Here is a 19,705-nt window from a genome sequence, read left to right as displayed (position 1 = left end):
ACCTCTTGCATAATGGGTCTGTGACTTAGTGTATCAAGCAAGCTTAAGCCGTTAGGTGTAGGCGCAGCGAAAGCGAGTCTGAATAGGGCGACAGAGTTTGATGCATTAGACCCGAAACCCGGCGATCTATGCATGACCAGGTTGAAGGTGCGGTAACACGCACTGGAGGACCGAACCGTTTAATGTTGAAAAATTATCGGATGAGTTGTGCTTAGGGGTGAAAGGCCAATCAAGCCGGGAAATAGCTGGTTCTCCGCGAAATCTATTGAGGTAGAGCGTCGAATGATTGCCGTTGGGGGTAGAGCACTGGATGGTTGCGGGGGTCGCGAGATCTACCAATACTAACCAAACTCCGAATACCAACGAGTCTAGTTCGGCAGACAGACGGCGGGTGCTAAGGTCCGTCGTCAAAAGGGAAACAGCCCTAACCTACAGCTAAGGTCCCCAAGTCACGTCTAAGTGGGAAAGCATGTGGAACTTCCAAAACAACCAGGAGGTTGGCTTAGAAGCAGCCATCCTTTAAAGAAAGCGTAACAGCTCACTGGTCTAAATAAGAGGTTCTGCGGCGAAGATGTAACGGGGCTCAAGACGTGCACCGAAGCTTAGGGTGTGATCGTTTACGATCACGCGGTAGCGGAGCGTTCCGTAGGCCGTTGAAGCGATCTGGTAATGGGTCGTGGAGGTATCGGAAGTGCGAATGCAGACATGAGTAGCGATTAACAGTGTGAGATGCACTGTCGCCGAAATTCCAAGGGTTCCTGCTTAAAGCTAATCTGAGCAGGGTAAGCCGGCCCCTAAGACGAGCCCGAAGGGGGTAGTCGATGGGAACCACGTTAATATTCGTGGGCCTGGAGGTGTGTGACGGATGGCGTAAATTGTTCGGCCTTATTGGATTGGTCCGGGCAGTGAAGTTGTCCCAGGAAATAGCCCCTCCGTATAGACCGTACCCTAAACCGACACAGGTGGAATGGTAGAGTATACCAAGGCGTTTGAGAGAAGTATCCTGAAGGAACTCGGCAAATTGCCTCCGTACCTTCGGAAGAAGGAGGCCCCACATCAAGGCAACTTTTTGTGGGGGGCACAGGCCAGGGGGTAGCGACTGTTTAGCAAAAACACAGGGCTCTGCTAAGTCGGCTTCAAGACGACGTATAGGGCCTGACGCCTGCCCGGTGCCTGAAGGTTAAGAGGAGGAGTGCAAGCTCTGAATTGAAGCCCAGGTAAACGGCGGCCGTAACTATAACGGTCCTAAGGTAGCGAAATTCCTTGTCGGGTAAGTTCCGACCTGCACGAATGGCGTAACGACTTCCCCACTGTCTCCAGGATATGCTCAGCGAAATTGAATTCTCCGTGAAGATGCGGAGTACCCGCGGTTAGACGGAAAGACCCCGTGCACCTTTACTGCAGCTTCAGAGTGGCATTAGGAAAGAACTGTGTAGCATAGGTGGGAGGCTTTGAAGCGATGACGCCAGTTGTCGTGGAGCCATAGGTGAAATACCACCCTGTTGTTTTCTGATGTCTAACCTCGCACCGTTATCCGGTGCAGGGACCCTCTGTGGCGGGTAGTTTGACTGGGGCGGTCGCCTCCTAAAGAGTAACGGAGGCGCGCGATGGTGGGCTCAGGACGGTTGGAAACCGTCTGTTAGAGTGCAATGGCATAAGCCCGCCTGACTGCGAGACTGACAAGTCGAGCAGAGACGAAAGTCGGTCATAGTGATCCGGTGGTCCCTCGTGGAAGGGCCATCGCTCAACGGATAAAAGGTACGCCGGGGATAACAGGCTGATGATTCCCAAGAGCTCATATCGACGGAATCGTTTGGCACCTCGATGTCGGCTCATCACATCCTGGGGCTGGAGCAGGTCCCAAGGGTTTGGCTGTTCGCCAATTAAAGTGGTACGTGAGCTGGGTTCAGAACGTCGCGAGACAGTTTGGTCCCTATCTGCCGTGGGCGTCGAAATTTGAGAGGAGTTGACCCTAGTACGAGAGGACCGGGTTGAACATACCTCTGGTGTACCTGTCGTCCTGCCAAGGGCGCAGCAGGGTAGCTATGTATGGACGGGATAACCGCTGAAAGCATCTAAGCGGGAAGCCTCCCTCAAGATAAGATTTCTTCGAGCGGTCGTAGACCACGACCTTGATAGGCCGGATGTAGAAGTGTGGTAACATATGGAGCTAACCGGTCCTAATTGCTCTGATCGCGCCTGAGAGTCCCACCATCAATGACAATGCTGGAAACAGCGTCAGCCATTGAGCGTGGTGATCACCTCAAGCCAGATAACCAATACAAACACCAAATACCGTGCACGGCATCGATTATAACCCAAAGCGCAAGCTTCATTGCTTGGTGACCATAGCGTCTGTGACCCACCCGATCCCATCCCGAACTCGGCCGTGAAACCAGTCTGCGCCGATGGTACTGTGGCTCAAGCCCCGGAAGAGTAGGGCGTCGCCAGGCATTGAAGCTTGCGCTTTGAAATAAAAACCCATCACAATTTCACAAAAGGGCGGCCCATAAAGCCGCCCTTTTGCCTTTGGTGACGCGGGATGGAGCAGCCCGGTAGCTCGTCAGGCTCATAACCTGAAGGTCGCAGGTTCAAATCCTGCTCCCGCAACCAACGGTGTACGACCTAAACCCCCAGCGTGAAATACGCCGGGGGTTTTGTCGTTTATATGGCGCGCGACCACAAAGGGCGACAGAAGTTTTTCCAAACATCTCGAGCAATGCCGAAACGTCCAGCGCCTTCCTTAACTCGCGGTGCTGCTACGCCGACACCTCCATGCCATGCGCTAAGCTGATTAGCCTTGTCTTCTCACCCACGATTGGTGACTAAGGATCGATAAGGCGGAAAAAGCGGGAGACGGGAATGGGGTTCACCAATGAGCAGGTGTCGGGTCAGGACGGCCGCACGATCCTGGTCACCGGCGCTAACACCGGTATCGGCTTTGAGACCGCCAAGCTTTTGGCAGCGAAAGGTGCGCGGGTGCTGCTCGGCTGTCGCGACGCAGCTAGAGGCGCGGATGCAATGGCGCAGATTGCGGCCGCAACTCCCGGCGCGAAACTGGATCTCATTCTACTCGATCAGGCAGATCTGGGAAGCGTCCGAGCTGCAGCCGAAAGGGTCGCCAGCGAACCCAGGCTCGACGTGCTGATCAACAATGCGGGCGTGATGATACCGCCCCTTACCCGCTCGGCCCAAGGGTTCGAGCTTCAATTTGGCGTGAACCATTTGGGGACCTTCGCGCTGACGGCGCTTTTGTTGCCGAAGCTCGCTGAAACCGCCGGTTCGCGGGTGGTCGTTACGTCCAGCCTGGCACACCGTCAGGGGCGCATGCTGTGGGACGATTGGAACGCCGAGAAAGGCTATAGTCCCAACGTCTATTATGCCCAAAGCAAGCTGGCCAACCTGCTGTTCGCCCTTGAGCTCGACCGAAGGCTACGGGCTGCGGCATCTCCGGTGAGCGCCATCGGCTGCCATCCGGGCGTTTCCCTGACCGAACTCATGCGCCATCTTCCCCGATGGACAAAGCCGTTGCTGCCGATTGTGCGGCCGCTTTTCAATCCGGTGGCGGCGGCAGCGTGGCCGACTCTTCAGGCTGCTACCGATCCGAACGCGAAGGGTGGTGACTATTTCGGACCTCAGGGGCGATGGGAAATGCGCGGTGAGTCAGGACCTGCGCTGATCGACAAGCGCGCCAGCGGTACTGAGGATGCCCGGCGGCTTTGGGATCTTTCGATTGAGCTGACCGGGGTCGATCCACAACTGCCGGCCGACTGACCACCCGACGCAGGCTGCTGCATCAGCCGACGGCAATCATGGAAATTTGCCGTCCATAGCTTGGCTCGCCCAGATGGCAGGAACGGCGATAGCTGAAGAAGCGATCGGGCTGGCTATAGGTGTCCTCATCCAGCATCTCGACCCGACCGATCCCGGCCTGAGCCAAGCGCGCCGTGACATAGGCCGCGATGTCGAACTGGCAATGGCCTTCGCGCCCAGCGGAGAAGAAGCGGCCATTTTCCACATCTTCTTCCTCGAAATTGCGGGCGAAATCGACTGTCACCTCATAAGAAGCGCGGCCGATACAGGGGCCGATCGCGGCGCTAATCCGCTCACGCCGGGCACCCAGTTTTTCCATCGCCGCCAGCGTGCTGTCCGTGACTCCCGACATGGCGCCTTTCCAACCCGCATGTGCCGCGCCCACCACCCCGGCTCCGGGGTCCGCGAGCAGCACCGGCACGCAATCGGCCGTCAATATGCCGAGGACAAGCCCGGGGCGATCCGTCACCATGGCATCGGCCGCCGGGCGATCCGCCTCATCTATTGCGCCGGTGATGGTCACCACGTCCGGCGAATGGACCTGCCGCACGGTCACCAGCGCCGCGCCGGGCAGCAGCGCATCCCTCGCCAAGTCGCGGTTGCGCAGGATCGCCTCTCGCTCATCCATTGAACCCAAGCCCACGTTCAAGCCAGCATGCACCCCGCCCGACACACCGCCACGACGCCCGGCAAAGCCATGCGGCACATCGTGCAGGCTGGCGGCGCGCAGCAGTTCGATCATCAGTAGCTCCCTTGGACAAATGTGCCGAAGTCGCGCAACATACTTGCGCGGGCCACAATAGGCGATAGTCTCTGCGTCAGATATAACGGGTCGGCTTCGCGGCCGATCGGGGACAAGATGACAGGCAAAGGGCTCCACGCATGATCTTCGGGCGCATCAAGCCATTGGACGCCATATTGGCGACCGCGGAAAAAAAGTCGCTCGTTCGGACATTGGGGCCGATACAGCTCACGCTTCTGGGTGTCGGTGCCATCATAGGGACCGGCATTTTCGTACTGACCGCCGCCGCCGCGCAAAAGGCCGGGCCGGGCATGATGTGGAGCTTCGTCATTGCCGGAGCAGTCTGCGCCTTCGCCGCGCTTTGCTATTCGGAACTGGCATCGATGGTGCCGGTGTCGGGCTCAGCCTATACCTATACCTATGCGGTGGTGGGCGAATTGCTGGCCTGGATGGTGGGTTGGGCGCTGATCCTGGAATATGCCGTGGCCGCCAGCGCCGTTTCGGTGGGCTGGTCCGGCTATTTCATGGGTTTGATGAAGAGCATGACGGGGCTGGAGCTACCCCACGCCCTGTCAGCAGGGCCTGGCTGGAGCTTCAACGGCTTCATCCCGCATGCCGATTTTTCGCATGGCGTCATCAACATTCCGGCCATCGTCGTCGCGCTGGCAGTGACCACCTTGCTCGTCATCGGCACCACGGAAAGCGCGCGGGTCAATGCGGTGCTGGTCGCGATCAAGGTCGCGGCGCTGACCGCCTTTATCGCGCTGACACTGCCCGCGCTGGACAAGGGCAATTTCTCCCCCTTCACGCCCAACGGGTGGTTCGGACCTCAGGGCACGAGCGGGATGGGCGTTGTTGGTGCGGCGGCCTCCATCTTCTTCGCCTATGTGGGCTTTGATGCCGTTTCGACCGCAGCGGAGGAGACCAAGAATCCCCAACGCAACGTGCCCATAGGCCTTATCGGCAGCCTTGCGATTTGCACCGTCTTCTATTTGCTGGTCGCTGCGGGTGCGATTGGCGCCATTGGCGCTCAGCCGGTTCTTGGTCTGGACGGTTCGATCGTCGCACCTGGATCGGTCGGTTTCGCTCAGGCCTGCGCGACCGCAGCCCATGCAGGGGATCTGGTCTGTTCGAATGAGGCGCTCGCCCATGTTCTGCGCTCGATCAACTGGACCGTGGTCGGAAACGCGCTGGGTCTTGCGGCCAATCTGGCGCTTCCGTCGGTCATCCTGATGATGATGTTCGGCCAGACCCGCATCTTCTTCGTCATGGCGCGCGATGGCCTGTTGCCGGAAAAGCTTGCCAGCATCCATCCGCGTTTCAAGACGCCGCACATCGTAACCATGGTGACGGGCGTCTTTGTCGCCATTGGCGCTGCGTTGCTGCCCGTGGGCCAGCTGGCCGACATTTCCAACTCCGGAACGCTCTTCGCCTTCTTCATGGTGGCGATCGCCGTGCTGGTGTTGCGGGTGCGCGATCCCAACCGCCCGCGCCCCTTCAGAACGCCCGCCATCTGGTTCATCGCGCCAATGGCGGCATTTGGCTGTCTCTTCCTCTTCTTCAACCTGCCCGTGGACGCGCAGCTCGTGCTTCCGGTCTGGGGCGGCGTGGGGCTGCTGCTCTATTTCCTCTATGGCTATCGCAAGAGCCATGTCGCGCGAGGCCTCGTCGAGACGCATGAGCAGGATGCCGATGTCCCGCCGATGCCGGTGCCACCGATGCCCGGTGCGCATACGCCGGGCGGACGCGACGCCTGATCAACTGAGGAAGGCGGCGGCGTGATCGCCGCCTTGCTTTTTAGTGGACGGGGTCGAATTCCGGTTCTCGCAACGCACCATGATGCGGGCGGGTGAAGAGCTTCCCGCGTTCGGCGAACAGCACGATAAGAAGCGCCGCGATCCCGAATGCCAGCATACCGATCGTCAGAGGTATGGTCGTCCCGTTGAACGCCCGCCCGACCACGCTACCCAAGGCACTGGACAGCGCCGTGGTCAGGAACGCCTGAAAGGAAGACGCCGCGCCCGCGCCCTTGGCAAAGGGCTCCATGGAAATCGCGCCGAAATTGGACGCGGTGAAAGCGACGGCCATCATCGTCGCCGACTGGAAGAACATGAAGGTGAACATGCTTTCCCGGCCGGATGCGATCACGACAAGATGGACGGCGCTCGTCGCGATCATGGACAGAACCGCACCTTGGCTCAGCCGCCGCGCGCCGAATCGCGATACAAGCCGGCTGTTCAGCAGGCTGCCGACCCCCATGCTGCCCGCCATGATCGCAAAAGCTATCGGGAAGAAAGACTGGGCATGAAACAGGTCGAAGAAAATCTGCTGTACCGAAAGGATGAAGCCGATGAGCCCGCTCATCACCACGCCGCTCGCCAGCATATAGCCTGCTGAACTGCGATTGGTGAGCACCGTCGCCATGGTGCGAAAGATCGTTGATGGGTTCATCCGCAGCCTGTTTTCGGGCTTCAGCGTCTCGGGCATGCGTATGACCATCCAGATCAGGATCAGCGCCGCCTGAATAGCCAGAATCCAGAATATCCATCGCCATGGCGCGAACCAGAGGATCGCCTGCCCAAAACTGGGCGCCATCACGGGTATCAACATGAAGACGGCAAGGATCAGCGACATGACCCTGGCCATCGCGTCTCCCTTAAACCGGTCGCGGATGATGCCCACGGCGATCACCCGGCTCGCTCCGGCGAAAAAGCCCGCAGACGCCCGGCCCAACAGCATGAGAGGAAAGCTTTGCGCCACCGCGCAGCCGATGGTCGATGCAATGAACAGCGCCAGCGCGCTGCCCATCACGGGTTTGCGGCCGAATCGATCCGACAAAATCCCGAACAGCAGCGATCCCACGCCCAGCCCCAGAAAATAGACGCTGATGATCAACTGCCGGTCATTGGCATTTGCCACCGCCAGATCGTGCCCGATCGCGGGCAGGGCAGGCAGCATCGGGTCGGTCGACAGCGCATTCATCGCCATCAGGCAAGCGCTCAGCACCACGAATTCGCGAAAGCCGATGTCTTTCTTTGGTTGTCCGATTGCGACCGGGGGAGAAAGGTTGGTCATGGCGCGGCTATGGGATCAATCCGGTTGCTATGCCAGCTTAACATCACGCAACCCGCCGCATTAACCTTCTCCCCTCCAGGACTTTCGGGCGATGATGCATAAACCCTCAAATCCGCGTTAACCATTTTTTATCCCCCGCCAGTGCACCCTGCGGCCTGTCGAAAACCATTATCTCGAAATCCACAGGGGGATTCGGTCGTGGCAAACAGTTTGAAAAGTGCTCAGTTTCTGATGGAAAGCCGCCTGCCAGTGGCGGGCTGGGAATCGGCGGAGGCCTGTTTCGATCTGGGCGTCGCCTATAGCTGCGGAACCGGCGGTAAGTCAGTCGATCTGATCGAAGCGCATAAATGGTTCAACCTCGCCGCGCTGCGTGGCAATGAGGAAGGGCAGGTGATGCGCGCCGAGATAGCCGAAGAAATGACGGCTCGCGAAATCGCCGAGGCGCAGCGTCAGGCGCGCGCCTGGATTGCCGCAAACCAGCTGCGCGCCGCCTGATAGTCAGCCCTGCTTGCGGAACGGCGCCCGTTCGCTAAGCCAGATCCGGCCCTGTTGCACGCCTGCGCGTTCGGCGGCGAGAAATTCGGCGACGGCCCGGCGGAACGAAGCGTTGGGCAGGAAATGGGCGGAATAAGTGGGCTCGGGTCCATATCCCCGCGCCAGCTTGTGGCCCCCTTGCGCTCCGGCCTCGACCCGGGACAGCCCAAGCGTGATGGCGACCTCGATCGCCTGATAATAGCATAGCTCGAAATGCAGGTTGGGGACGTCCTCGGCGCAACCCCAATAGCGGCCATAGAGCGCCTCCTCACCAATCAGGTTGAGCGCTCCCGCAATTGGCCTGCCATGACGCTGCGCCAGCATCAGCAGCACCCGATCCGCCATATTTGCCCCCAGCATCGAGAAAAAGGCTCGCGTCAGATAGGGCCGCCCCCATTTGCGCGATCCGGTATCCTGATAAAAATGCCAGAAGGCGTCCCAATGCGCTTCCTTGAGGTCACGGCCGGTCAGGTGAACGATCTCCAGTCCCTCGACCGCGCGCGCGCGTTCCTTGCGGATATTCTTGCGCTTGGCGCTCGACAGGCTGCTGAGGAAATCGTCGAAGTCGCGATAGCCGCGATTGATCCAGTGGAACTGGCTGTCTTCGCGGATCAGCCAGCCCGCCGCTTCGAACAACGAAACCTGCGATGGCTCGATGAACGTTGCATGGGCGGAGGACAGGCCGTTGCTATCGACAAGGCTTTCGATCCCCGCGATCAGCGCCGGTGCCAGCGCGGCATCGCGCAGCAGCAATCGCGGCCCCGGCACAGGGGAAAAAGGCGCGGCGAGCTGTATCTTGGGATAATATTGGCCCCCGGCGCGCTCCCACGCGTCGGCCCAGCCATGGTCGAACACATATTCGCCCTGGCTATGCGTCTTGCCGTACAGCGGCGCTGCGGCGGCAATCTGTCCGTCGGCACCATCGATCAGCATCGGCAAGGGCTGCCACCCCGTGCCGGGGCCGACGCTGCCCGATCGTTCCAGCGCGGCCAGAAAATCCCAGCTCATGAAGGGGTTGGCGGTTCCGGCGCAGGCGTCCCACTGATCGTGTGGCAGTTCCGCAACCCCGCCAGCTACCCGCACCACGCATTCAGTCACGCGGAACCTCGAATATGATCTGGTCCGCATGGCGGGCGGCCACAGCATGATCGGCCTTCGTGCGAACCGTCCAGGTCAGCACGGCCAGACCGCGCGCACGCGCCCGCGCTGCGAAACGGGAAGGAAGGTCACGAACATCACAGGCGATAAAGTCGGGTCTCGCCACCCAAAGTGCAAGACCGCGCCGGGCAGCGCCGCGCCATCCTGCGTCATCTTGCTCCGTCACCACCAGACCTCGCGCCGCCTGTGGCATGTGCCGGGCGAACCAGCGCACGGCGATGGGGTTGAAGGACATGATAGCGGCCAGAGCATCCGGATGCTTCGCCAGATCGCGGGCTACCGCTGCACAGAGGGGCGCGACATGGCGGCCCGTGACCTTCAATTCAATCAGCAGCGGGACCGTTTGCCCGCATGTCTGCAACAGCCTCTCCAGCCGTGGAAGGCCGCCGCCGTCCGCCAGTCTCATCTGCTCAAGGCGTTCGGTCGGGTGGTCCGATAGCAACCCCTCGACACCGGTCATTCGTGAGAGGGCGGCGTCGTGAAAGACCATCGCGACGCCATCCCCGCTCAGCCGGACATCGCATTCGATCCCACAGCCTTGCGCAATGGCCGCGCGAAAAGCGGCCATGCCGTTTTCACTGATGCCCGCCCCATGCAGCCCGCGATGGGCGAAGGGGCGGGCGGTCAGGAAGGAAAGATCAGGCCGCCGGCCGGACAAGGACGACCGCGTCGATCTCAACCACCGCGCCCAACGGCAGCACCGGCACGCCCACGGCGCTGCGGGCGTGCTTGCCTGCCTCGCCGAAGACCTCGACCATCAGTTCCGACGCGCCATTGGCTACCTTGGGCTGGTCCGTGAAGCTCGGGGCGCTGCTGATGAAAGCGCCCAGCTTCACAATCCGCTCAACCCGGTCCAGGCTGCCCAGCGCCGCCTTGATCTGGGCAATGAGGTTAAGGCCGCAGGCCCGCGCCGCCTTGACGCCATAATCAAGGTCGCGATCTTCGCCGAGACGGCCCGTCATCAACTGTCCTTCGGAAAGCGAAATCTGGCCGGAAATATGCAGCAGGCCATTGGCTTCCACTGCTGCGACATAAGCGGCCACCGGCGCGGCTGCTGCGGGCAGGGTGATGCCAAGTTCGGCAAGGCGGGCTTCAACGCTCATTTGGGACTCCATCTGGGTTATCAATCTTTAATGGTGCGGAGCCGTCGGCAAGCCGATCGGCGATCCACCTCTCCGCCGTTGCCCAGTCGTCTATCCGGGCGTGGGCATAGGGGGCGGCATCGACATCAGCCGAAATTTCAGGTTCGCCCACCATATGCAGTCTCCACACGCCCGGCGCATGCTCGGTTACGGATTCATGATGCTCGGCCAGGTCGTCGATGAACAGCGCCGCCGACGGCCGCCGCTCGGCGACGATCGCGGCCAGCGGCGCGCCCTTGGGTCCATGGTTCCAATGCACCGGGAAATCGAGGCCATGCGTCGCGAGCTGCTCCACGCGCTGCTGATGATGCCGCTCTCCGATATTGGTGAGCACAACGATATCGGCGATGCGCGACAACCTGCCCATCGCTTCAACCGCTCCGGCGATCGGCATCTGGCGATGCATCTCGGTATCGAAAAAGCCCACCAGCAGCTGCCAGACCAGTTCGCGCTCCAGCGGGATGCCGCTGTCCTTGTGGCGCAGCGCCTCGGCAAAGCCGCGCTCGCGCATATCGAAATGCACGGCATGATGCTCGTCCAGCCATTCGCGGAAGGGAACGACCATGTGCAGCAGCACCTCGTCGCAATCCGTTATGATCAGGGGACGGCTCATCGGCCCAGTTCCCGCCGCGCCGTGATCAACGCCGCTGCATTGGTATCAAGCGCCTCGGCACAGGCGATCAAATCCGGCTCATGATCGGCCAGAAAATCCAGCACCGCCCGCAACACCGAAGGATTGTTCACGCCAGCGCGCAACGCGTCCGCGTCCAGTCCCGTAAGCGCCAGCAGCCGATCCGCCCGCTGCTCATCGCCCAATGTCCAAGTAAGCGCCATCAGGGCCAGTGTCAGGGCCTCTTCGCCATCGGCCGGGCCAAGTTGCTTGCTATCGGGGCTGTCGGAACGCATGATTGATTCTCGGCAAGGGGCAATTGTATCAGCGCGCTTTTACAATGCGCATCATTTAACGCGGGTGACTGGTGGCAAAGCGCGTGCTCGTTGTCGAGGACAACGAACTCAATCTCAAACTTTTTTGCGACCTTCTGCGCGCGCATGGCCATGAAGTGCTGCCGTTGCGGGATGGGCGCGACGTCGTTTCGCAAGCGCTGGAGTTTCGCCCGGACCTGGTGATCACCGACATTCACCTGCCCCATGTCAGCGGCCTCGACCTGATCGTCTCGCTGAAGCGCGATCCGCGTTTGGCATCTGTCCCCATCATGGCCGTGACCGCCTATGCCGGAAAGGGCGACGAGGACCGGATTCGCGGCGCGGGGGCGCAGGCTTATGTGTCAAAGCCCATTTCGGTGCTGCGCTTTGTCGAGCAGGTGAATGCCCTGCTGTAACGGCTAGAGCATCGTGCGCAAAAGTGGGAACCGGTTTTGCGTCTACAACGATGCGAAAACAAAACTAGAGCGCGCGACCTGCGTCAAATTAAGCGCAGCGCGCTCTATCGGTGATCGTCATCAGACCGTCATCGGTCTTTCATGCCCATGTCCCTGAAATGAAGCGCTGATTTCACGCAGCGCTGCCAAGCCCCGGGCCAGGGACGCGGCATTCCGCCGACAGTCCGATCTGGAACAGGGGTAATTCATGTCTCACCTTACCGACGAGGCGCGCGCGCCTTTTCGCGATGCGGAACCCAGGATCGACGCAGGCAACAACTGCCTTGAAGCCATCGTCGCCGCCAATCCCGGCCGCCGTTCCGTGCTGAAGAATGGATTGCTGGGTCTTTCCATTCTGCCGATGCTCGGCACGCTTGCGGCCTGCGGCGATGATGAGGATACCGCCTTCCCGACTCCCACGCCCGGCCCCACGCCTACTCCGACACCCGCGCCCAGCTATGCGATCGCCTTCGCGCCGGTTGCCGCCAATCAGAATGATACAGTCACGGTCCCGGCTGGCTACAGTGTCGATGTCCTGCTGAAAGCGGGTGACTCCGTTGAAACTGGCACCCCCTATTCCGGCAGCTTCCCGACGCCAGCTGACGCCGAAAAATGGGCGGGCGGCAACCATGACGGGATGGAATATTTCGCGCTGTCGGGCACCGACGCCAACAGTGGCGGACTGATCGCGATCAATCATGAGTTGCCCGACTTCAACATCCTTTTCACAGGCAGCTACAATGCCGCCACTGCCACCGCTGACCAGAAAGCGTTGGCGCTTTCGGCAGTCGGCATCTCGGTCGTGGAAGTCGCCAAGGGTAGCGATGGCAAATGGACGGTGAAGGCAGGCTCGCGCTTCAACAAGCGCTACACCGGCAACAGCAGCTATCGCGCGGGCGGCCCCGCTGCGGGCCAATTGTCCGGCACGATCAAGGGCATGCTCAACAATTGCTCCTCGGGCCGCACGCCCTGGGGTACTTATCTGACCTGCGAAGAAACTACGGACAATTATCTCGATCCGACGCAGCCTGCGCAAAATTACGGCTGGGTAGTTGAAATCGACCCCTATCAGGAACTGGCCGATCCGACGAAGCGCACCGCCATGGGCCGGTTCGACCATGAAAATGTCGCGCATATGGCCGACAGCAACAACCGCGTTGCCTTTTACATGGGTGACGACAGCACGCCGGGCTGCATCTACAAATTCGTGCCCGATCGCGCTTTCAGCACATCCAACCGTGCCGCCAATACCGGCATGCTGGATTATGGCACGCTCTACGTAGCCCGCTTCAACGCAGACGGTACGGGCGAATGGCGCGCGTTGGTGCAGGGGCAGAACGGCCTTCTGCCCGGCGCTTCGGACCCCGGCAACATCAGCCAGAGCACGACGCCGCCCACGCCCGTCATCGTCAACTTCAACAGTCAGGCGGACGTGCTGATCAACACCAAGTCGGCTGCGCGTGTCGCGGGCGGCACCGTTATGGATCGTCCGGAATGGCTCACCGTCGCGCCGGACAACAGCGCCATCTATTGCACGCTGACCAACAATAGCGGCCGTCAGGTCACCGACGCGCCCAATCCGCGCACGCGCAACCTCCACGGTCACATCATCAAGTTCAAGGAGAAGGACAATTCGCCGCTGGCGACGACCTTCACCTGGGAAATCTTCCTGCTGGCGGGCGATCCCAGCCTCGCATCAGGTGGTGCCAATCTGGTCGGCAATATCAATGGCGACACCTTCTCCAGCCCTGACGGCATCCGCATCGACCCGCAGGGTCGCCTCTGGGTGCAGACGGACCACAGTGTCCCCGGCAATTCGGGCGTGACCGGCACGACCATCGATCAGGCCTTCGGTCACAACGCGATGTTCTATGTCGATCAGACCAGCAAGCAGTCCAAGCGCTTCCTAGTCGGCCCCGCTGGCTGTGAGATCACCGGCATCGCCTACACGCCGGATCTCAAGACCTTCTTCGTGAACATCCAGCATCCCACGGGTGACTGGCCGGTCGCCGGGCAGCAGCCGCGCTCATCGACCATCGTCGTGACGCGCACCGACGGTCAGCCAGTCGGCAACTGATTGGTGGGAGGGCTTTGCGCCCTCCTCCCTTCGCTTCGAGCGAAGTCGAGAAGCCTCTCAAACCGTTTCTCGACACGCTCGAAACGAACGGAAGCACGGTTTCAATGACACAAGGAAAGGCCCGCTCCCTGACAGGGGCGGGCCTTTTCCATCGAAGCCATCAAATGGATCGAAGCGACCGAAGCCGCCTTTAGATCACTTGATCTTGGCTTCCTTGAACTCGACATGCTTGCGCACGACCGGATCATATTTACGGAAGCTCAGCTTCTCGGTCTTCGTGCGCGGGTTCTTCTTGGTAACATAGAAGAAACCGGTGTCAGCCGAGCTGACGAGGCGAATCTTGACGGTTGCTGGCTTGGCCATGGCCCTGGTTCCTGGTCGTGAATATCGTGAAAAAGAGAAGCGGCCCCGTGAAGGGCCGCCCCGTTTCAGCAGCCGCCCATGAGGGAGATTCGGGATAATGTCAAGACGCGCGTGGCGGCTGAACGGGCCGCGTGCTAGACTTTACGCGGCCTTAACAGGTTCCGATGCATCTTGTCATCGGAGCGACAGGACAGGGGGATGCTTCCCATGCGACATGATCCGATGCTGGCCATTCTTGCCGATATGCTGCGCCGCGTGGACGGCCTTGCCGGGCAGCGCGGGCAGGTGAGCCTGCTGCGATTGAGCGATGAAGTTGACCAGATTCGCCATGTCGCCCGCGCCTATCATCTCGACAGCGTCGAAGGGTTGGCGGACACGCTGCAATCCGCGCTGTCTTTGCAGGGCACGGGGCCGGTCATACTGTCCTACCTCGACCTCATGCGGGATGCCATCGCGGCGGAAATGTCCGATGCGCAGGTGATACCGATACTCATGGCAGCGAAACCGGCAGCAACCGCCGGAACGCCGCTTTCCTGCTGACGACCTTCCCTGCCGATGGATGCATTGCTGACCGCGCTGCTCGGATGCTTCCTGGCTGAGATTGGCGACAAGAATCAATTACTGGTGCTGGCGCTGGCGACGCGTTTCAGCCGCGATGGCGCGATCATTGCGGGCATCATGCTGGCCGCTGCGGCTAATGCGGCGATCGCCGCCGTCGCGGGCGCGTTTCTGGCGCCAATGCTGGGCTCTGATGCGCGGCTGCTGTTTCTTGCCCTGGCCGTGCTGTTTTTGGGCATAGGCCTCCTTTGGCGGGTGAAAGCACCCGATCCTCTCGCGGAATGGCCGACAGGGCCGTTCCTCACCACCGCGCTGGGGCTGTTCATCCTTGGCTTTGGCGATGGCTCTCAATTCCTGATCCTGGGCATCGCGACGCGGACGGCAGAACCGCTGCTGGCCGGAGTTGGCGGCGCGCTCGGCGTGACGGCGGCGCTTATTCCGGTCGTCTTGCTCCGTGACAGCATCCTTCGTCCGGGGCCGATCAAGGCGATCCGCTTGACCGCTGCCGCATTGATGCTGATCATCGCCTTGATGCTGGGCGTAACCGCCATGGGGCTGGTGTAGGCGCTCTCACTGATCGACGGAATGGATCAGTCTGAGCGATGATTTCGTCGGGTAATTCCCGCCCTGAGATGGCACCTTATCGCCATCAGATCATTATACCCCCGAAATCATTTTCACGAGCCAGGAGCAAGATATGACAGCCCCCGATCTCAAGACGCCCACCGACCTGCGGAGCAACGCGACAAAGTCCGTGGCGCAAGCGCTCAACGGCGTGCTCGCGGACAGCTATGCGCTCTATTTCAAGACCAAGAATTTCCATTGGCATGTGTCGGGGCCGCATTTCCGCGACTATCACCTGATGTTCGATGAACAGGCGGCGCAAATCCTAGCGGTGACTGATGCCATTGCCGAACGCGTCCGCAAGACCGGCAATACAACCCTGCGGTCGATCGGCGACATTGGCCGTCACCAGTCGATCAAGGATAATGACGCGGAATATGTCAGCCCCGCCGACATGTTGAACGAACTGCGCGAGGATAATCTGCGCCTCGTTGAATCGCTGCGCGCCGCCAAGTCCGCAGCTACCGAGGCTGGCGACAACGCGACCGAAGGCATTGTCGATGACTGGACCGACCAGGCCGAAGAGCGCGCCTGGTTCCTGTTCGAAGCTGGCCGCAACGGCTGACACATAAAAAGGCCCTCCAGCATGAAACTGGAGGGCTTTTCTATTGCAAGACATCGGATGACCGGGGCTATTCTCCGTCGATCGTTTCGATGGCCACGATGGTGATCGCGCCCGGCTTGCCGGCGAAGTCGATTGTCTCATCCACTTCCGCATCCATCATCGCGCGCGCAAGCGGTGCGGTGAAGGCGATCCGCCCCTCCGCCGGTGCCGCCTCGTCATCGCCCACAATGTCGATCCGCTTTTCCGCGCCATTCAGCCGGTACGTCACGCGCGAACCAAAGGTCACCGCGTCCCCCGCCGCCGCTGGCTGAAGATGCGCCGTCGCCAGCCGCGTACGCCAGTAGCGCAGCTCGCGCTTATGCTTCTTCGCTTCCTCTTCAGCCATGGCCGCCGCATCGATTGCTTCCAGCGCCTCGACCTTCTCGCGCGTCAGCCGCAGTCCGCGCGTCGTTACCCAATTGGGGCCAGGTGGAATCGGAATCTCGAACGTCGGCTCCAGATGCTCCTCGTCGCTCTCGCGGCGAAAGGCGACACTCATGGCACACTCCTCAACAAACGCCTGCCCACCCCTGTCCCAAGGTCGAGATCGCCGATCTTCTTTTCAAGGGAAGGCTGGGTTCAGATGACCAGGCCGACACAGTCTCGGCCTAATCTTCGTCGAACAGCCCGGCCAACTGCTCCACCATCGTCCCGCCAAGCTGTTCGGCATCCATGATGGTCACAGCTCGCCGATAATAGCGGGTGACGTCATGACCGATGCCGATCGCCACGAGCTGCACGGGCGACCGGTTTTCGATCCACTCGATCACCTGACGCAGATGGCGCTCCAGATAGGTGCCGCTGTTCACCGACAGGGTGGAGTCATCGACCGGCGCACCGTCGGAAATCACCATCAGGATACGGCGTTCCTCATTGCGCGCGATCAGACGTTGATGCGCCCACAGCAATGCCTCGCCGTCGATATTCTCCTTCAGCAGCCCCTCGCGCATCATCAGGCCCAGATTCCGCCGCGCCCGGCGCCACGGCTCGTCGGCCTTCTTGTAGATGATGTGCCGCAGGTCATTGAGACGCCCCGGCATCGGCGGCCGCCCGGCGGCCAGCCAAGCCTCCCGGCTCTGCCCACCCTTCCAGGCGCGCGTGGTGAAGCCCAATATCTCCGTCTTGACGCCACAGCGTTCCAGCGTGCGCGCCATGATGTCTGCGCTGATCGCGGCGATGCTGATCGGCCGCCCGCGCATCGAACCACTATTGTCGATCAGCAGCGTGACGACCGTATCGCGAAACTCGGTATCCCGCTCGATCTTGTAGGAAAGCGACCGGGTGGGATCGATGACAATGCGCGCCAGCCGCGCTGCATCGAGCATCCCTTCCTCCTGATCGAAGTCCCACGACCGCGACTGCTGCGCCATCAACCGCCGTTGCAGCCGGTTGGCGAGTTTCGTCACCGCGCCCTGCAAGCTGACGAGCTGCTGGTCGAGAAAACCACGCAGGCGGTTCAGCTCATCCTCGTCGCACAAATCCTCAGCGGTCACCACCTCGTCATGCGCGACCGTATAGGGCTTATAGTCGAATCCGGGCGGCAAGTCGGACATCGGCCGGTTGGGGCGGACGGGCATCATGCCCTCATCGCCCATCTCGTCGGCGCCTTCATCGCTGTCGGCGTCGAAATCGTCGCTATATTCGGTTTCGCCTTCCTCGGTGTCGCCGCCCTGATCCTCGGCGCGCGCCTCGGCGTTCATGTCGCTGTCGCCAGCCTCCTCCTCGCCGGAGTCGCCTTCTTGCTGCTGTTCCTCTTCGTCCTCGCCTTCGTCCTGCGGCTCCTCCTCCTCGGTTTGAGGCGGCATATCGCTTTCAACGAGTTGCAGATGTTCGAGCATCGCCTGCGCCAGCTTCTGAAAGGCGCGCTGATCGTCGATGGCGAGGCCCAACGCATCGAGATCGGCGCCCGCCTTCTCCTCGATCCACGCATCGACCATCGCCATGCCGGTGATGGCATCCTTGGGGACGGGCTGGCCCGTCAATCGCTCGCGCACCTTCAACGCCAGCGCAGTCGAAAGCGGCACTTCATCGGCGGATCGCGCGCGGCGCAGCGGGTCCGACTTCAGCCGCAAGTCCAGCGCATGGTTGAGGTTTTCACGCACCCCTTCCATCGCCCGCGATCCAATCGCCTCCACCCGCGCCTGCTCGACCGCGTCATAGACCGCGCGCGCGGTCGCGTCGGCTGGCGCAGCGGCCGTATGCATGCGCAGATTATGGTGACGCAGGCGCAGCGCATTCGCGTCAGCAAACCCGCGAGCGAGCGCCACCTGATCGGGCGGCAGGTTCCGGCCCGGAGTCGGCACCTTGATCGCCTTGCCCGCCATGTGCGGCGCGTCGGCGGTGAAGCCTACCTCCACCTCGGCATCGCGGGCGATCGATCGGGCCGCGCCCGACAGCACGTCCTTGAAAGCATCCAGAGGCGACCGCTCCGCCATCAGTCGAGCAGCCTTTCGCGCAAGGTCCGGTGCGCAGCCTCGTCGATACCAAGCGATCCGGCCAGATACCCCTCGATCCCGCCATGGTTGGCGTCCATCTCTGCGAACAGACTGTCCAGATAAGCCACATCCACGGTCAGCACGGGTTCCAATGCCTCCGCGCGCGTCGACCATGCCCGCGCGACCAGCGAATTGCGCTGGTTCAGCAGCCAATGCCAATCGGCATGCTCTTTGGTCAGCAGATAATCCTCGACGATCGTCTCACGCGGCACGCCCAAAGCCGCCAGGATCAGCGCCGCGCCAACACCGGTGCGGTCCTTGCCAGCCGAACAGTTGATAATGATCGGCAGGCGTCCGGCGGCAATTTGCGCGAACATCGCCCGATAGGATGCGGCGTGGTCCACCGGAATGGCGCGATACAGCGCGATCATCGCGTCACGCATGTCCTGCGCGGTCGCGTCCTTTCGCTTCAGCATCTCGCCCAGAACGCCGCTGCTCTCGCTATAATCGCGGCAGAAATAATCGACCTCCGCCCCATGCCAGATCGTGGGTTCGGCGCTGCGCTCATTACCCCGCCGGAAATCGCAGATCGCCCGGATGCCCAGCGACCGCAGATGCGCAGCGTCCGCATCGCTCAGCAACGCCATCGTCCCCGACCGAAAAAGCGCGCCCCGACGAACGACGCGCCCATCCGCCGTCGCATAGCCGCCGAAATCGCGCAGGTTGAACGCGCGCTCCAACGGCAGGCGGCGCTGATCAGCGGCCAGGGCGCTGGTGTCCGTCACGGCCGTTCGCCCTCGCCAACTGGCGGCACGGCGATGGTCTCGATCCGCGTCTCGACTTCGCTCATCAGCTTGTGAACCGGGCAGCGCGCGGCGACGCCGATCAGCGTATCATGCTGCTCCTGCGACAACGGCCCGCTGAGCGCGATGCGCGTGGTCAGCCGGTAGATGCCGTCCCGTTCCTCACTCGCATCACGGATGACGCCGACATGGATGCCCTCGACCGGGATGCCTTTGCGCTGCGCATACCAGAGCATCGTCATCGCCTTGCACGCACCCAATGCCGAATCATACAGGTCATGCGGATCAGGTCCGGCATCATGCCCGTCAGGCGGCGTCATATCGACGATCAGCTCATGGCCCCGGATGTTGACCCGGTGCGCGCTGCCATCCGGCGCGATGCGCTCTACGACTATCAT

Annotated in this window: 20 protein-coding genes, 1 tRNA gene and 2 rRNA genes (1 of these 23 cut by a window edge); 11 read left to right on the top strand and 12 right to left on the bottom strand. The window is 61.3% G+C overall.

Annotated elements, in window-relative coordinates:
* The 4 genes from ACZ5ZH_RS10935 to ACZ5ZH_RS10920 all read left to right on the top strand — a co-directional run.
* A 23S ribosomal RNA gene (locus tag ACZ5ZH_RS10935) occupies nucleotides 1-2,204 on the top strand; it begins 595 nt to the left of the window's first position.
* Nucleotides 2,205-2,338: 134 nt separating this feature from the next.
* Nucleotides 2,339-2,453, top strand: a 5S ribosomal RNA gene (gene rrf / locus ACZ5ZH_RS10930).
* 83 nt (nucleotides 2,454-2,536) lie between these two features.
* A tRNA-Met gene (locus tag ACZ5ZH_RS10925) sits at nucleotides 2,537-2,613 on the top strand.
* Between the two features lie 249 nt (nucleotides 2,614-2,862).
* Complete coding sequence (locus ACZ5ZH_RS10920; protein ID WP_464771526.1) at nucleotides 2,863-3,774, top strand: oxidoreductase; 912 nt, start codon at nucleotides 2,863-2,865, stop codon at nucleotides 3,772-3,774.
* A 22-nt stretch (nucleotides 3,775-3,796) separates the two neighbouring features.
* On the opposite strand, the gene pgeF is transcribed toward ACZ5ZH_RS10920, so the two are convergent.
* Nucleotides 3,797-4,555 (bottom strand): peptidoglycan editing factor PgeF, encoded by a 759-nt coding sequence (pgeF, locus tag ACZ5ZH_RS10915; RefSeq protein ID WP_464771525.1) that lies wholly within the window; start codon nucleotides 4,553-4,555, stop codon nucleotides 3,797-3,799.
* A 140-nt stretch (nucleotides 4,556-4,695) separates the two neighbouring features.
* Here pgeF and ACZ5ZH_RS10910 point away from each other — a divergent pair, with 140 nt between their 5' ends.
* A complete protein-coding gene (locus ACZ5ZH_RS10910; RefSeq protein WP_464771524.1) occupies nucleotides 4,696-6,312 on the top strand; it encodes an amino acid permease in 1,617 nt (538 codons plus the stop codon).
* A 40-nt stretch (nucleotides 6,313-6,352) separates the two neighbouring features.
* Here ACZ5ZH_RS10910 and ACZ5ZH_RS10905 read toward each other — a convergent pair whose 3' ends face one another.
* Complete coding sequence (locus ACZ5ZH_RS10905) at nucleotides 6,353-7,630, bottom strand: multidrug effflux MFS transporter (RefSeq protein ID WP_464771523.1); 1,278 nt, start codon at nucleotides 7,628-7,630, stop codon at nucleotides 6,353-6,355.
* Nucleotides 7,631-7,828: 198 nt separating this feature from the next.
* Here ACZ5ZH_RS10905 and ACZ5ZH_RS10900 point away from each other — a divergent pair, with 198 nt between their 5' ends.
* Entirely contained in the window at nucleotides 7,829-8,125 is a 297-nt protein-coding gene (locus ACZ5ZH_RS10900; RefSeq protein ID WP_460987013.1) for an SEL1-like repeat protein, read from the top strand.
* A 3-nt stretch (nucleotides 8,126-8,128) separates the two neighbouring features.
* On the opposite strand, the gene ACZ5ZH_RS10895 is transcribed toward ACZ5ZH_RS10900, so the two are convergent.
* The 5 genes from ACZ5ZH_RS10895 to ACZ5ZH_RS10875 are packed head-to-tail and all read right to left on the bottom strand — an operon-like array spanning nucleotide 8,129 to nucleotide 11,370.
* Nucleotides 8,129-9,262, bottom strand: coding sequence for a GNAT family N-acetyltransferase (locus tag ACZ5ZH_RS10895; protein ID WP_464775181.1), 1,134 nt, complete (start codon nucleotides 9,260-9,262; stop codon nucleotides 8,129-8,131).
* Nucleotides 9,255-9,980 carry a glycerophosphodiester phosphodiesterase family protein gene (locus ACZ5ZH_RS10890; RefSeq protein WP_464771521.1) on the bottom strand — a complete coding sequence of 242 codons (726 nt, stop codon included), beginning with the start codon at nucleotides 9,978-9,980 and terminating at the stop codon, nucleotides 9,255-9,257. The genes ACZ5ZH_RS10895 and ACZ5ZH_RS10890 overlap by 8 nt, the downstream gene beginning before the upstream one ends.
* The gene (locus ACZ5ZH_RS10885; protein ID WP_464771520.1) at nucleotides 9,961-10,425 is read right to left on the bottom strand and encodes a RidA family protein; all 465 of its coding nucleotides are present in this window, start codon (nucleotides 10,423-10,425) and stop codon (nucleotides 9,961-9,963) included. The genes ACZ5ZH_RS10890 and ACZ5ZH_RS10885 overlap by 20 nt, the downstream gene beginning before the upstream one ends.
* Nucleotides 10,415-11,077 carry an HAD family hydrolase gene (locus ACZ5ZH_RS10880; protein ID WP_464771519.1) on the bottom strand — a complete coding sequence of 221 codons (663 nt, stop codon included), beginning with the start codon at nucleotides 11,075-11,077 and terminating at the stop codon, nucleotides 10,415-10,417. Before ACZ5ZH_RS10880 ends, ACZ5ZH_RS10885 begins: the two co-directional genes overlap by 11 nt.
* The gene (locus ACZ5ZH_RS10875) at nucleotides 11,074-11,370 is read right to left on the bottom strand and encodes a DUF3572 domain-containing protein (RefSeq protein WP_464771518.1); all 297 of its coding nucleotides are present in this window, start codon (nucleotides 11,368-11,370) and stop codon (nucleotides 11,074-11,076) included. The genes ACZ5ZH_RS10880 and ACZ5ZH_RS10875 overlap by 4 nt, the downstream gene beginning before the upstream one ends.
* Before the next feature lie 71 nt (nucleotides 11,371-11,441).
* Between ACZ5ZH_RS10875 and ACZ5ZH_RS10870 the strand changes: the two genes are divergently transcribed.
* On the top strand, nucleotides 11,442-11,804 hold the full coding sequence (locus ACZ5ZH_RS10870; RefSeq protein WP_196224854.1) for a response regulator: 363 nt from the start codon (nucleotides 11,442-11,444) through the stop codon (nucleotides 11,802-11,804).
* 247 nt (nucleotides 11,805-12,051) lie between these two features.
* The gene (locus ACZ5ZH_RS10865; RefSeq protein ID WP_464771517.1) at nucleotides 12,052-13,920 is read left to right on the top strand and encodes a PhoX family protein; all 1,869 of its coding nucleotides are present in this window, start codon (nucleotides 12,052-12,054) and stop codon (nucleotides 13,918-13,920) included.
* Nucleotides 13,921-14,115: 195 nt separating this feature from the next.
* On the opposite strand, the gene rpmG is transcribed toward ACZ5ZH_RS10865, so the two are convergent.
* Nucleotides 14,116-14,283: a 50S ribosomal protein L33 gene (gene rpmG, locus ACZ5ZH_RS10860; protein ID WP_007687342.1), complete on the bottom strand. Its 168-nt coding sequence runs from the start codon at nucleotides 14,281-14,283 to the stop codon at nucleotides 14,116-14,118.
* Between the two features lie 207 nt (nucleotides 14,284-14,490).
* Between rpmG and ACZ5ZH_RS10855 the strand changes: the two genes are divergently transcribed.
* The 3 genes from ACZ5ZH_RS10855 (at nucleotide 14,491) to ACZ5ZH_RS10845 (ending at nucleotide 16,030) form a co-directional block, all read left to right on the top strand.
* Nucleotides 14,491-14,823 (top strand): hypothetical protein, encoded by a 333-nt coding sequence (locus ACZ5ZH_RS10855; RefSeq protein WP_449474466.1) that lies wholly within the window; start codon nucleotides 14,491-14,493, stop codon nucleotides 14,821-14,823.
* A 15-nt stretch (nucleotides 14,824-14,838) separates the two neighbouring features.
* Nucleotides 14,839-15,405, top strand: coding sequence for a TMEM165/GDT1 family protein (locus ACZ5ZH_RS10850; protein WP_464771516.1), 567 nt, complete (start codon nucleotides 14,839-14,841; stop codon nucleotides 15,403-15,405).
* A 133-nt stretch (nucleotides 15,406-15,538) separates the two neighbouring features.
* The gene (locus ACZ5ZH_RS10845) at nucleotides 15,539-16,030 is read left to right on the top strand and encodes a Dps family protein (RefSeq protein WP_196224850.1); all 492 of its coding nucleotides are present in this window, start codon (nucleotides 15,539-15,541) and stop codon (nucleotides 16,028-16,030) included.
* Nucleotides 16,031-16,097: 67 nt separating this feature from the next.
* Here ACZ5ZH_RS10845 and ACZ5ZH_RS10840 read toward each other — a convergent pair whose 3' ends face one another.
* From ACZ5ZH_RS10840 to ACZ5ZH_RS10825, 4 genes are all read right to left on the bottom strand, one after another.
* Nucleotides 16,098-16,568, bottom strand: coding sequence for a GreA/GreB family elongation factor (locus ACZ5ZH_RS10840; RefSeq protein ID WP_464771515.1), 471 nt, complete (start codon nucleotides 16,566-16,568; stop codon nucleotides 16,098-16,100).
* Nucleotides 16,569-16,677: 109 nt separating this feature from the next.
* Complete coding sequence (cobT, locus tag ACZ5ZH_RS10835; protein WP_464771514.1) at nucleotides 16,678-18,504, bottom strand: cobaltochelatase subunit CobT; 1,827 nt, start codon at nucleotides 18,502-18,504, stop codon at nucleotides 16,678-16,680.
* Nucleotides 18,504-19,289, bottom strand: coding sequence for a tyrosine-protein phosphatase (locus ACZ5ZH_RS10830; RefSeq protein ID WP_464771513.1), 786 nt, complete (start codon nucleotides 19,287-19,289; stop codon nucleotides 18,504-18,506). Before ACZ5ZH_RS10830 ends, cobT begins: the two co-directional genes overlap by 1 nt.
* Entirely contained in the window at nucleotides 19,286-19,705 is a 420-nt protein-coding gene (locus ACZ5ZH_RS10825) for an OsmC family protein (RefSeq protein WP_460987001.1), read from the bottom strand. The genes ACZ5ZH_RS10830 and ACZ5ZH_RS10825 overlap by 4 nt, the downstream gene beginning before the upstream one ends.

The organism is Sphingobium sp. TomMM7A, assembly GCF_055397305.1.
Note: the sequence above shows the minus strand (reverse complement) of the source record. Positions and strands in the feature narration are given on the sequence as shown.